Below are 12858 nucleotides of genomic sequence, written 5' to 3' on the forward strand. Positions count from 1 at the left end.
CTGCAGCAGCCGGTCAAGAGCCTGGTGTAGACCAGCTCGAAACCGCCCGGGCCGCCATAATAGGGATCGGGAATATCCTCTCCCGTTCCCAGCGCCGTGTCACCGAAAAGGTGCATATTCGCCCCATGCGGCGCGCTCTTTTCGAGCGCCGCCAGGTTGTCGCGGTCCATGGCTAGGATCAGATCGAAATCCTTGAAATCCCTCGGTTGGACGCGGCGGGCGCGCTGCCCCGATATGTCGATGCCGTGGCCTTTCGCGATGGCGATCGAACGCCGGTCGGGCGGCTCGCCTTCATGCCAGCCACCGGTGCCGGCGGAATCGATCGTAAAATCGCCGGTCAACCCCGCCTCGGCGACGAGATGGCCAAAAATTCCCTCCGCGAGCGGAGAACGGCATATATTGCCCATGCAAACGAAGAGGATGCTGATGCGTTTCATCGGTAACCTGTCGGACAGAGAAGAGGACCATGGCATGAAAATGGAAAAACTGGAACGGACGGCGGCCGAGGCGCAACTGACCGAGCTTTCGGGCTGGGTGCTCAATGATGCGGGTTCGTCGATATCGAAGACGTTCAAGTTCGCAAATTTCGTCGAGGCTTTCGGCTTCATGGCGCAGGCAGCACTTGCGGCCGAGAAGCTTAACCACCATCCCGAATGGTTCAACGTCTATTCCAGGGTGGATGTGACGCTGAACACGCATGATGCCGGCGGGCTGACGGAACTGGATTTCAAGCTCGCCAAAGCAATGGAGAAGGCTGCGGCGCGACGTGTCGTTTGAATATGGGGCCGATTGAAAGGGGCCGATTGAAAGACTGGGCGCCGTCACCATATGTTCGCATGGACAAAAGGGATGCAGGGATGGACGAGGTCAAATTCGGCGAAATCCTCTTGCCGGGCGACGAGGACACCCAAAGCCGGCGCGAGAAGACCGTCAGGCAGAAATTCTGGCCGACGTTCCGACGGGCGGTGCGACAGATCCCGTTCTCGCGCGATGTGGTCGCCGGTTTCTATTGCGCGCTTGATCCGCAGACGCCGACAAAGGTGCGCGGCGTGCTGCTTGCGGCACTTGCCTATTTTGTCATGCCGATCGACATGATCCCGGACATTTTCGCCGTCATCGGCTTTTCCGACGACATTGCCGTGCTCTCGGCCGCCTTCGCCATGGTGCGCGGCCATATCCGGCCGGGTCATTACGAAGCGGCCGACCGCGTTCTCGCCGACCGGCCGGAAGAAGCGATGAAGACGATTTAAAGCGCGTCGAATCGAGCCGGGATGTGACACGCTTGTTTCATGCGTGTCGTCATCTCAAAACCGGTGCGCCCGTCTGGGCGACATTGCATCAGGCGATTTCGCGTTCCAGCACCTTGCGGAGCTTGCCGAAGGCAAGCCGGATACGCGACTTCACCGTGCCGAGCGGCAGACCGGTCGCTTCGGCGATCTCCGAATGCGATTGACCGAGGAAGAAGGCGGCGCGCAGCATGTCGCGCTGTTCCTCCGGCAATTGACCGACGGCGGCGCGTATCTTGGCGTCGCGATCGTCGTTGGCGATGAGTTCTTCCGCGCCGATATCGGCCGGCGGCTGCAGGGCCGGATCAGTCTCATCGAAGATGCGGGTATTGGCGCGGCGTTGCATGTCGATGCGGCGATTGCGGGCAATGCGGAAAAGCCAGGTCGAAAGTGAAGATCGCGTGGCATCATAGAGGTCTGCCTTGTGCCAAAGCACGATCATGATCTCCTGGACCAGTTCCTCGGCCTCGCCTGATGTCATCCTCTGGCGCATCAGCCAGGCCTTCAGGCGGGGTGCGAAATAGTCGAACAGGATGGAAAAGGCCTGCTGGTCGCGATCGTTCGCGACGGCCTTCGCGAGGGCAGCGAAACGCTGTCTTTCCTCGGCATCCATATCCCCTCACCAGCCCCCTGCGGCAACAATTTCGTCCCGGATTTCCAAGTCTTAATGAGGTACAACGGATTTGGGAAAGGTCAAACTCTTGCCTGAATCTTTGTGTCTTAAATTCAGCCGAACGGACGATCAGTGCCATTGGGGCACGGTGTCGCGGTCGATACCGTCAAAGGGGCGAAAATTGACACTCGAGCTGAAATGACACAGGCAGATACAAATCGCAGCTATTGTTGACCATTTGGTAACCTGAATTAAGTCAAAATAAAGCAGATCGTGATTATGCGGCGCCCGCTATGATCGCTTCGGGCCTTGAATCGCAAGAACCGGCAGGAATCCATGTTTGTAAAAAGTATCGTATCCGCTCTCGCACTCACCCTTGTTATGGCCGGAGTTGCGGAAGCGCAGCAGGCCGCGCCGAACCGCATCCAGCAGTTCCAGGCATGGGGCGCCTACTCCTACAAGTCGGGCAGCAGCACCGTCTGCTACGTGCTGTCCGTTCCGACGGCAAAGCAGCCGGCAAGCGTCGACCACGGCGACAATTTCTTCATCGTCTCGCAGCGTCCGGGCCAGAACATTTCCTACGAGCCGCAGGCGATGATGGGTTACACGGTCAAGGAAAATTCGAAGATCAACGTCGTCATCGACAACAAGACCTTCGTGATGTTCACCAAGGACAAGGCTGGCTGGGTCGAGAATGCTGCCCAGGAGCCGGCCCTCGTCGCGGCGATGAAGACCGGTCATTCGATGACGGTCAATGCCGTTTCGCGCAAGGGCACCGGCACCTCCTACAGCTATTCGCTCTCGGGCATCTCGGCTGCCCTGAAGCAGATCGAAACCTGCAAGTAGGCGGTCCTTCCGGCCGCAGAATTTCAAGGGCCGGCCTTGCGCCGGCTCTTCTCGTTTCCATCTAAAGCGCGACGCGGTCTTTCAGATCCGCCTGCCGCGCTTTAGGAGTTTGGTTTGAGCGTGCCGTAATCGCAAAACCGTCGCGTGTTTTTGCGCGACATGCTTGATAGTGACGCGCGGGCAAAATGATGGTAAAGCCGGCGCCAACAGCGGACAGATCGCGATAGCAGTCGCCGTTCCGCCATTCAATTTCTGCCGATGTGCCGTCATGCGCCCGCAAGTCTTCCGGCTTACCCCCTGAAGCGCGCGGGCTCGCAGAGCCGGCACATGTTCGAATTCGGGATAAATGCCTATGTCCGTCATGGATGCGATCGTTGTTACCAAGCCGCAGGCGCGCACGTCCGCCAACATCGAGAAACCCTCGTTGATCGGCCTGTCGCGTGAGGAGATGGGGGCGGCACTCCGGGAAAAGGGTGTGGCTGAGAAGCAGATCAAGATGCGCGTCTCGCAGCTCTGGAACTGGATCTATGTGCGCGGCGTCTCCGACTTCGACCATATGACGAATGTCGCCAAGGACATGCGGGAGATGCTGAAGCAGCATTTCACCATCGCACGTCCCGAGATCGTCGAGGAGCAAGTCTCCAACGACGGCACGCGCAAATGGCTGCTGCGCTTTCCGCCGCGGGGCGCCGGGCGCCCCGTCGAGATTGAGGCTGTCTACATTCCGGAAGAGGGCCGCGGCACGCTCTGTATCTCAAGCCAGGTCGGCTGTACGCTCACCTGTTCCTTCTGTCATACCGGGACGCAGCGTCTGGTGCGCAACCTGACGGCGGAGGAAATTCTTTCGCAGCTGCTGCTTGCCCGCGACCGACTTGGCGATTTCCCGGACCGTGAAGCGCCGCAGGGTACGATCATGCCTGCCGAGGGCCGCAAGGTCAGCAACATCGTCATGATGGGCATGGGTGAGCCGCTTTATAACTTCGATGCCGTCAAGCAGGCATTGCTGATCGCCACGGATGGTGACGGCCTGTCGCTGTCCCGGCGCCGCGTGACGCTTTCCACCTCCGGCGTCGTGCCGGAGATCTTCCGCACCGGCGAGGAAATCGGCGTCATGCTGGCGATTTCGCTGCATGCGGTGCGCGACGATCTGCGCGACATTCTCGTGCCGATCAACAAGAAGTACCCGCTGAAGGAGCTGATCGAGGCCTGCCGGACCTATCCGGGCCTTTCGAACGCACGGCGCATCACCTTCGAATATGTGATGCTGAAGGATGTCAATGACAGCCTGGAAGACGCCAAGGGGCTGATCAAGCTCCTGAAGGGCGTGCCAGCGAAGATCAACCTCATTCCGTTCAATCCCTGGCCGGGCACCAATTACCAGTGTTCCGACTGGGAGCAGATCGAGAAGTTCGCCGATTTCATCAATTCGGCGGGGTATGCTTCGCCGATCCGCACGCCGCGCGGCCGCGACATTCTTGCCGCCTGCGGCCAGCTGAAATCGGAATCCGAACGCATGCGCAAGACCGAACGTCTGGCCTTCGAGGCGATGATGATCGCCAATCACGGCGCCGACGACTGATCAGCAAGTTTGATCCTCGCTACAATTCTCCGCGATTGATTTCAGGGGGTGCTTTTCCTAAAAGTGGCGCCAAAATCATTCAGGAGGATCCCCATGCGCCCGATTTTGCTCGCTCTTGCCGCCAGTTTGGCCCTTTCCCTGCCCGCAAAGGCCGATGACGTCACCGTCGCCGTGACGGCAATCGTCGAACATCCGGCGCTCGATGCGGCGCGCAAGGGCGTTCTCGATGCGCTGACGGCCGCCGGCTACAAGGAGGGTGAGAACCTGAAATTCGTCTTCGAGTCGGCGCAGGGCAATCCGGCGACGGCAGCCCAGATTGCCCGCCAATTCGCCGGCGACGAGCCCAATGTCATCGTGCCGATCTCGACGCCCTCGGCCCAGGCCGTCGTCTCCTCGACGCGTGACATTCCCGTCGTCTTCACGGCCGTCTCCGATCCGCTTGGCGCCCAACTCGTCAAGAACATGGACAAGCCCGGCGGCAATGTCACCGGCCTCTCCGATATGTCGCCGGTCGCCGAGCACATAGCGCTGATCAAGGAAATCCTGCCTGATGTGAAAACCATCGGCTATCTCTACAATTCCGGCGAGGCGAATTCCGTTTCGCTGCTCGCCGTGCTGAAGGCTGAAGCCGAAAAGGCTGGCCTGAAGGTGGTCGAATCGGCTGCCACCAAGTCGGCCGAGGTCCAGGGTGCGGCACGCGCGCTCGTCGGCCGCGCCGACGCGATCTACATTCCAACCGACAACACGATCATCTCCGCGCTCGAAGGCGCCGTCGCGGTTGCCGAGGAGAGCAAGCTGCCACTCTTTACCGCTGACACGGATTCGGTTTCGCGCGGTTCGATCGCCGCCCTCGGCTTCAACTATTATGATGTCGGCAAGCAGACCGGCGACATCGTCGTGCGCGTGCTGAAGGGTGAGAACCCCGGCGACATCGCGGTCAAGACCGCCGCCGGCAGCGACCTCGTCGTCAACAAGGCTGCGGCCGAGAAGATGGGCGTCACCCTGCCGCAGAGCGTGCTTTCCCGCGCCAACAAGGTCATCGAATAGTCGGCCGGTACGTCTAGCGCCTTCGTCGTATTCAGCCGCTCTCGTTTGCACGGGAGCGGTTGTTTGTATTAAAAGGCTCCGTTTCGCGACGGGCGGAACGGACACAAAAAGGGGCTGAAAGCCTTGAGCCAAATCGCATTCTGGGGGGCCGTCGAGCTCGGCCTAGTCTATTCTTTCGTCGCCCTTGGGGTCTATCTCGCCTTTCGAGTTCTCGATTTTCCCGACCTGACCGTCGACGGCTCCTTTCCGCTTGGCGCGGCGGTGACAGCCGTGCTGATCATTGCCGGCGTCAACGCCTGGCTTGCGGCTCTGATCGCCATGGCAGCCGGTGCGGCTGCGGGCATGGTGACGGCGCTGCTCAACGTGCGCTTCAAGATCCTCAATTTGCTCGCCTCGATCCTGACGATGATCGCGCTGTTTTCCGTCAATCTGCGCGTGATGGGCAAACCCAATGTCGCCCTCATCAATGCCGACACGATGATCAGCCCGTTCTTCGGCCATGGCCTTCGCGATTTCTACGTGCGGCCGCTCTTCGTCGGTATTCTGGTCGTCATTGCGCTCATCCTGGTCTGGCGTTTCCTGGAAAGTGATGCGGGACTGGCAATGCGGGCGACCGGCGCCAATGCAAGGATGGCGCGGGCCCAGGGCGTCGATACCAGCCGGCAGATCTATCTCGGCATGGCGATCTCGAATGCGCTGGTGGCGCTCGGCGGCGCCCTGTTTGCCCAGACGAACGGCTTTGCCGACGTCACCTCCGGCGTCGGCACGATCGTCGTCGGCCTCGCTGCCGTCATCATCGGCGAGACGCTGCTCGGGCGGCGCGGTCTGCTGATCGCGCTGATCGGCTGTGTGCTCGGCTCGATCCTCTATCGCATCGCGATCCAGCTGGCGCTTTCGAGCGACGTCATCGGCCTGCAGGCGTCCGACCTCAATTTCGTCACCGCCGTGCTGGTGACCGTGGCGCTCATCCTTCCCCGTTTGCGTGGAGGTGCCGCGTCGTGATCAACCTCAAGAACATCAAGGTCGTCTTCGGGCGCGGCACGCCGCTGCAGAAGCAGGCGCTTTCCGGTGTCAGCCTGACGATCGAGGAAGGCTCCTTCGTCACCGTCATCGGCTCGAACGGCGCCGGCAAATCGACGCTGCTCGGCGTGCTCGCCGGCGATGTGCTGGCAAGCGAGGGGCAGGTGCTGATCGGCAATGCCGACGTGACCCGCAAGACGACGGCGGCGCGCGCCGGACTTGTCGCCCGGGTCTTTCAGGACCCGCTGACCGGAAGCTGCGGTGCCTTGTCGATCGAGGAGAACCTGGCGCTTGCGGCGCGGCGCGGCGAGCGGCGCGGGCTTGTCTCGGCGCTGGGCGCAAAACGGCGCGAGCATTTTCGCGAGAGGATCGCCGAGCTCAATCTCGGGCTGGAGAACCGCATGAAGGATCGGATGGACCTGCTGTCCGGCGGCCAGCGGCAGGCGGTCTCGCTTGTCATGGCGACGCTGGCGGGCTCGGAAGTGCTGCTGCTCGACGAACATACGGCGGCGCTTGACCCCGGCATGGCAGAATTCATCATGGGCCTGACCCAAAAAATTGTTTCCGAGCGCAAGCTGACGACGCTGATGGTGACGCATTCGATGCGCCAGGCGCTCGATTATGGCCACCGGACGGTGATGCTGCATGGCGGCGAGATCGTGCTCGATGTCGCCGGCGACAGCCGCAAGACATTGCAGGTCGAGGATCTGATCGCGATGTTCCGCAAGATGCGCGGCCAGACGCTGGATGATGACGCCCTGCTGATCGGCTAACGCCGACAGCGGGCTGATCGGGTAAACCGACAGCGTGCCGATCGGCTAAGGCCGACGGCGGGCGGACCGACTAAATGGCTGCGGGCTATTTCGCCTGGGTGAGCAAGATCTTCGCGGCGAAGACCGAGAAGACGCCGGCGAAGGTGTAGTCCATGCCGCGCAGCACTTTCTTGTTGTTCTGCAGCCAGGAGGCCAGCCAGTCGGCGGCAAAGACGACGCTGGCATTGACCGGCATGCCGATCAGGATGAAGCAGAAGCCGAGAAAGAGCAGCTTTTGGGTGACGGCTGGATCGCCGGCGCTGACGAATTGCGGCAGGAAGGTCATGAAGAAGATGATGACCTTGGGGTTCAGAAGATTGACCCAGAAGCCCGACGAAATATTCGAAAGTGGCGTGCCCTTCTGCTCCTCGACCTTGGCGACGGTGAGCTTCGAGCCGAAGCGGATCGCCTGCACCGCCAGCCAGAGCAGATAGGCGGCACCGCCCGTCTTCAGGATCAGGAAGGCGGTCGGCGAGGCGGTGATCAGCGCCGAAATCCCGAAAGCGACCAGCATGGTGTGGACGACGATGCCGAGGCTGGTGCCGACGACAACGAAGAGAGCCGCCTTCTTGCCCTGGGCCAGTGCGCGGCTGATCGACAGCGTCATGTCGGGGCCTGGGGTCGCCGCAAGCAGCAGCGTCGCGGCGGCAAAGGCGAGAAGGGTCGGCAGGCTCGGCAGGAAATCCATGACACACTCTGAAAGCCGGAAAGGATCTGGGGATCTCTTACCCAGCTTTCAGAAAATTACCAATCAAACCTTCTGATGGCGCCGATTACTTCTGGTCGAGGAAGACCTTGAACTTGTCGGCGAAGTCCTTGTGCCAGCGTGACAGCGGCGGACGATTCTCGATGATATCGCCGGCCGCCCAGGCCATTCGGCGTTCGTCGACCGGACGCGCCACGTCATTGTCGGGGCAGAGAATATAGAAATCGCCGCGTTCGAGGCTTTCGACCATGAAATCGACGGTCTGTTCCGGCGTCCAGGCGGCTGCCGGTTTTTCCGCGCGGTCGCCCTTGGTGAGGCCGGTGAAGACGAAGCCGGGGATCAGAAGGTGGGCGGAGATCTTTCCGCCTTCGGTATTGCGAAGCTCATGCTGCAATGCTTCGGTGAAGACTTTCACGCCAGCCTTGGAGATGTTGTAGGCGGGGTTGCCGGGCGGCGTGGTGATGCCCTGCTTGGAGCCGGTGTTGATGATCAGGCCTGGCTCGCCGTGCGACAGCATCTTCGGGCCGAAGGTCCGCGTGCCGTTGATCACACCCATCAGGTTGACGGCGAAGATATGGTCCCAGTTCGCCTGCGGGCTGAAGATCGAGGTTTCCGGGCCGATGCCGGCATTGTTCATCAGCACGTGCACACGGCCGAAACGCTGGAGTACGGCGCGCTCGAGCGCCTCCAGGGATTCCTTGACTGCGACGTCGGTCTCGACCGCCATCACATTTTCCTCGCCGGCAATGGCCTTGAGTTCATTGGCCGCGTCGGCCAGCCGATCGCCGCCGAGATCGGCGATGGCGACGCTCATGCCGCGTCCGGCGAAATATTTCGCCGCGGCAAGACCGATGCCGGAGGCGCCGCCGGTGATGACGGCAACATTGGACTTCTTGAAAATGTCTTGAATATTCGTCACGGGGCAGCCTCTCCTCGAGCATTTGCGGACGCTGGCGAATATGGGCTCCGCTTTCGCGCTGTCAAACGGTATCGGCACCATCAGCGTCGCACTTGGTCTTGCGTCACGCGCCAATCTCGCTAAAAGTGCCGCGACACCGGGTTTTCGCCGGCCTTTTATGCAACGGACCTCATCATCATGGCATCATACAAAGACGTGAAGAAAGTCGTTCTCGCCTATTCCGGCGGCCTCGACACCTCGATCATCCTGAAGTGGCTGCAGACGGAGCTCGGCGCCGAAGTCGTCACCTTCACCGCCGATCTCGGCCAGGGCGAAGAGCTGGAGCCGGCGCGCAAGAAGGCCGAGATGCTCGGCATCAAGGAGATCTATATCGAGGATGTGCGCGAGGAATTCGTGCGCGATTTCGTCTTCCCGATGTTCCGCGCCAATGCCGTCTACGAAGGCGTCTACCTGCTCGGCACCTCGATCGCCCGGCCCCTGATTTCCAAGCATCTGATCGATATCGCCCGCAAGACGGGTGCGGATGCGATCGCCCATGGCGCGACCGGCAAGGGCAACGACCAGGTCCGTTTCGAACTGTCGGCCTATGCCCTGAACCCCGACATCAAGATCATCGCGCCGTGGCGCGACTGGGCGTTCAAGAGCCGCACCGATCTGCTGGCCTTTGCCGAGCAGCATCAGATCCCGGTTGCCAAGGACAAAAAGGGCGAGGCGCCGTTCTCCGTCGACGCCAACCTTCTGCATTCCTCTTCCGAGGGCAAGGTTCTTGAGGACCCTTCGCAGGAAGCGCCTGAATATGTGCATATGCGCACCATTTCGCCTGAGGCCGCACCCGACAAGGCAACGACCATCAAGGTCGGCTTCGAGAGAGGTGACGCGGTTTCGATCAACGGCGTGCGCATGAGCCCGGCGACGCTGCTCGCGACACTCAACAATTACGGCCGTGACAACGGCATCGGCCGTCTCGACCTCGTCGAGAACCGCTTTGTCGGCATGAAGTCGCGCGGCGTCTACGAAACGCCAGGCGGCACGATCCTGCTCTCGGCGCATCGCGCCATCGAATCGATCACCCTCGACCGCGGTGCCGCCCATCTCAAGGACGAGATCATGCCGCGCTACGCCGAGCTGATCTATTACGGCTTCTGGTTCTCGCCGGAACGCGAGATGCTGCAGGCGCTGATCGACAAGAGCCAGGAGCATGTCGAAGGCGAAGTGACGCTGAAGCTCTACAAGGGCAATGTCATGGTCATCGGCCGCGAAAGCGACAAGTCGCTCTATTCCGACAAGCTCGTCACTTTCGAGGACGATCAGGGCGCCTACGACCAGAAGGATGCAGCCGGCTTTATCAAGCTCAATGCGCTGCGCCTGCGCACGCTCGCCAAGCGCAACCTCGTGAAATAATCACGGTTCGCCTTCGACCGGATATCAGCCCGCCGGCATCGCCGCGCGGGCTTTTTCGTGGAGTGAGGTAGCAAACGCCACCAACCTCTTAGAGCGTTCTGGATGGCCGGATTGCATCAACAGCGGATATCGGCGCGGCTTGGATAGACGACCGCTACGGGCCGACAGCTGTCCAGCAGCTTTCAAGTGGCCGAAATCAAATAGCGGACCTTCATCCAGCTAGCTGATACGCCGGGAGCGCGCCGCACTGATCTGAGGACCCGCCCGCCTCACTCTTCGGTCGACGGTTCGGCGTCGGCCTTGGCTTCCGCGGCCCTGATGCGCTGGGCGAAGGACGAGAGGTCGATGCCGACGGGGATCATCTGAGGCGCCACCGCATCGGCAGACGCCATGTCCTGGGCGATCGTCTCCAGATGGGTCATGACTTCGGCGAACTTCAGATAGGAGCTCCCCTTCTTCCAACCTCTGGCGCGTACGGTGTTGTGAACGACGAGGAGGATGCCGAAGCGATTATCCTTGTCGCGGAGATAACGGCCTCGCAGCTGCACTGTTAGCGCGTCCTCTAGTTCCTTGAGCGACCAACTGCCGGCCACCTTGATTTCGATCGGCGACTTAGCCGCCGGATCTCGCAGCGAGCCCAGACGGATGTCGGGTTCCTTCTCCTCGGCGACATGGGGTTCGCGTTCGAGCGAGTAGCTGTGCCCCTGCAGGGAAGCCAATTTGTCCGCGAACCAGTTCTGGACATCGACCTCGTCGGGCAGGCGAGCGACGGTTAGACCCTGGTTGAAGTCGCCGTGCAGCAGCTGGTGCGCGATGTCGCTGAGACGCGCGACGGCAACGCGCTGTAATTCCGCCGACGTCGCGGGCACCAGTTCGTGGCTCTTCTCGAACGTCAAGACATCCAGCGCGCGCAACGCCTTCGGTTCGGAGTCCGCCGCTGCGCGCTCGAACGCCAGCTCGCGCAGGCGACGATCCCAGACGGGAAAATCGGGGATCTTTCGAAAGCGCTGGATCGCCGCGTAGGTCGCGTAGCCCGGCGTATTGACCAGCGTGTTGAATAGCCCGCTGCGCGCATCTTCGGCGTGGTCGCGCTCGTCGGGGGAGTAGACCTCGAGGCTCGGCCGATTGTTATCCTCGTCGGGGCGGATCTGCTCGAAGGCGAGCAGCACCAACCGTTCGAGGCTGGCAAAGGGAACCGGCGAAAGCTTGAGTTGATCGAGCCGATAGCGCGAGCCGAAGGCACGCGGGAGGGCGGCCTGCGCGAGGAGCACCTGATCCTTGCGGCCCATCGTCTGAAACGCCTGAATCAACAGATCGGTCGCACCCGACGCATCATGGGCGTAAACGAGCCCGATGTAGGCGGCGCGTGTCCATCGGCTGGGCGCCTCGAGGCTACGGCGTGATGCAAGTGGAATGGCCGCCGCGAGGGTGGCCGGGTCGCGCGCGATGAGGCGTAATGCCATGTCGAGCGCGTCGTTGGGCACGTCGGGATGCGCGTCGAGCCAGTCGAGCATCAGTGGCGCCATGAGCGCCGCAATCGCATCGCCGGCGCCGACCACGTCTTGCAGATAGGTGCGATACTCGTGCGTGTTGGTCGGCTCCAGATCGACCGTAAGGTAGCGCCAGAGTATATCCTTCACGACGGCGGGGTGCGCTGTCGCCAGGTCATCGATCCATTTCGGAAATCCGTTGAGCTCGCGTGTCGCAAAGCGCGTGGCAAGCTTCGCCTCCTCCTCGTTGAGCGCCGCCGCCCACCCCGGATTGTTGCTCGCTTCCAGGGTAACGCCGACGATACCGAGCATGTCATTGGCACTGCTGGTCCGACGCTCCTCCGGCAACATCTCGGACGGAAGCGCTGTTTGCAGCAGCCGCCAATATTGAATCATCGCCTTGCGAAAAGCCTCGACCACCGCATCGCCGAAGAGCAAGCGCAGCGGCGAGATGTCGGCAATCGCGTGATGGGAGCTGTTCTCGCCGAGACGGCTGAGCAGGCGCCAGAGATGGTAGAGACGGCCATCGACCTTGCCATCGTCAGGCTCCAGATAGTCAAGCAACAGCTCCGGCTTGGCCTGCACTTCATTGCGAAAATCGATCCAGCTCTGATCCACGCGCGCCTGATCGCTCGCGTTTTGTGCCTCGCGCTTCGCCTGCTCCGTCTCGAATTGCTCATGTTCGGGATCGCGCGCGGGGGGCGCGAACCAGCTGTCGATCGTCTGTTGGACGATGGTCGCGGGATTGGCGGCGCGGATCCGTGCCAGAAGCGCTGCATCATTGCCCGCCTTGCGCCAAATCAGCATCGCCCCGTTTGTGGCGAACCGCAGGTCATTCTCGTCCGACCGCGATCCGATATCCTCGATCAGCCAGTCGATGTCGGCCGTCTGGATACGCGGACCTAGAGCATGCTGTGATTTAGCGGAATCTGGGATTCGCAAATCAGTTTGAATGTGATTCAACATTGCTGCTGGGGAAGGCAGGCCAGCGGCGATGACACAGCCTTATTCTGAAGATCTTCGAGAGCGTGCAATGGCGCGGCTAACGGCCGGCGAGACGATACGCTCTATTGCGGCCGCACTATCGATCAGCCCTTCGTGTGTTTCAAAATGGAAGCGGCGCCTGGCCGAGACAGGCG

General features: G+C 61.4%; 14 protein-coding genes. 9 read left to right on the forward strand and 5 right to left on the reverse strand.

What is annotated here, in order from left to right:
• On the reverse strand, window positions 1–437 hold a 437-nt coding region (locus tag AC1D1Z_RS28110), incomplete at its 3' end, for a low molecular weight protein-tyrosine-phosphatase (RefSeq protein WP_477852259.1).
• 34 nt (window positions 438–471) lie between these two features.
• Here AC1D1Z_RS28110 and AC1D1Z_RS28115 point away from each other — a divergent pair.
• Complete coding sequence (locus AC1D1Z_RS28115; protein WP_131646916.1) at window positions 472–777, forward strand: 4a-hydroxytetrahydrobiopterin dehydratase; 306 nt, start codon at window positions 472–474, stop codon at window positions 775–777.
• 80 nt (window positions 778–857) lie between these two features.
• Window positions 858–1250 carry a YkvA family protein gene (locus AC1D1Z_RS28120; RefSeq protein WP_012759347.1) on the forward strand — a complete coding sequence of 131 codons (393 nt, stop codon included), beginning with the start codon at window positions 858–860 and terminating at the stop codon, window positions 1248–1250.
• An 88-nt stretch (window positions 1251–1338) separates the two neighbouring features.
• Here the strand turns inward: AC1D1Z_RS28120 and AC1D1Z_RS28125 are convergent, their stop codons facing one another.
• Window positions 1339–1899 (reverse strand): sigma-70 family RNA polymerase sigma factor, encoded by a 561-nt coding sequence (locus AC1D1Z_RS28125; protein ID WP_113542440.1) that lies wholly within the window; start codon window positions 1897–1899, stop codon window positions 1339–1341.
• A gap of 336 nt (window positions 1900–2235) precedes the next feature.
• Between AC1D1Z_RS28125 and AC1D1Z_RS28130 the strand changes: the two genes are divergently transcribed.
• From AC1D1Z_RS28130 to AC1D1Z_RS28150, 5 genes are all read left to right on the forward strand, one after another.
• The gene (locus AC1D1Z_RS28130) at window positions 2236–2745 is read left to right on the forward strand and encodes an invasion associated locus B family protein (protein ID WP_018243956.1); all 510 of its coding nucleotides are present in this window, start codon (window positions 2236–2238) and stop codon (window positions 2743–2745) included.
• Window positions 2746–3097: 352 nt separating this feature from the next.
• Window positions 3098–4324: a dual-specificity RNA methyltransferase RlmN gene (rlmN, locus tag AC1D1Z_RS28135; protein ID WP_018243955.1), complete on the forward strand. Its 1227-nt coding sequence runs from the start codon at window positions 3098–3100 to the stop codon at window positions 4322–4324.
• 93 nt (window positions 4325–4417) lie between these two features.
• Entirely contained in the window at window positions 4418–5371 is a 954-nt protein-coding gene (locus AC1D1Z_RS28140; protein WP_018243954.1) for an ABC transporter substrate-binding protein, read from the forward strand.
• Window positions 5372–5494: 123 nt separating this feature from the next.
• Window positions 5495–6373 carry an ABC transporter permease gene (locus tag AC1D1Z_RS28145; RefSeq protein ID WP_018243953.1) on the forward strand — a complete coding sequence of 293 codons (879 nt, stop codon included), beginning with the start codon at window positions 5495–5497 and terminating at the stop codon, window positions 6371–6373.
• Entirely contained in the window at window positions 6370–7164 is a 795-nt protein-coding gene (locus AC1D1Z_RS28150; RefSeq protein ID WP_018448239.1) for an ABC transporter ATP-binding protein, read from the forward strand. The genes AC1D1Z_RS28145 and AC1D1Z_RS28150 overlap by 4 nt, the downstream gene beginning before the upstream one ends.
• Window positions 7165–7249: 85 nt before the next feature.
• On the opposite strand, the gene AC1D1Z_RS28155 is transcribed toward AC1D1Z_RS28150, so the two are convergent.
• Both AC1D1Z_RS28155 and AC1D1Z_RS28160 read right to left on the reverse strand, forming a co-directional pair.
• On the reverse strand, window positions 7250–7891 hold the full coding sequence (locus tag AC1D1Z_RS28155; RefSeq protein ID WP_017995428.1) for a LysE family translocator: 642 nt from the start codon (window positions 7889–7891) through the stop codon (window positions 7250–7252).
• Window positions 7892–7976: 85 nt separating this feature from the next.
• Entirely contained in the window at window positions 7977–8828 is an 852-nt protein-coding gene (locus AC1D1Z_RS28160; protein WP_131646915.1) for an SDR family NAD(P)-dependent oxidoreductase, read from the reverse strand.
• Window positions 8829–9005: 177 nt separating this feature from the next.
• On the opposite strand from AC1D1Z_RS28160, the gene AC1D1Z_RS28165 reads away from it, so the two are divergent.
• Complete coding sequence (locus tag AC1D1Z_RS28165; RefSeq protein ID WP_047620297.1) at window positions 9006–10229, forward strand: argininosuccinate synthase; 1224 nt, start codon at window positions 9006–9008, stop codon at window positions 10227–10229.
• Between the two features lie 269 nt (window positions 10230–10498).
• Here AC1D1Z_RS28165 and AC1D1Z_RS28170 read toward each other — a convergent pair whose 3' ends face one another.
• Complete coding sequence (locus AC1D1Z_RS28170) at window positions 10499–12682, reverse strand: hypothetical protein (protein WP_477852261.1); 2184 nt, start codon at window positions 12680–12682, stop codon at window positions 10499–10501.
• Between the two features lie 31 nt (window positions 12683–12713).
• Here AC1D1Z_RS28170 and AC1D1Z_RS28175 point away from each other — a divergent pair.
• On the forward strand, window positions 12714–12858 hold a 145-nt coding region (locus AC1D1Z_RS28175), incomplete at its 3' end, for a helix-turn-helix domain-containing protein (RefSeq protein WP_477852262.1).

The organism is Rhizobium sp. P1_E1 (assembly GCF_056406015.1).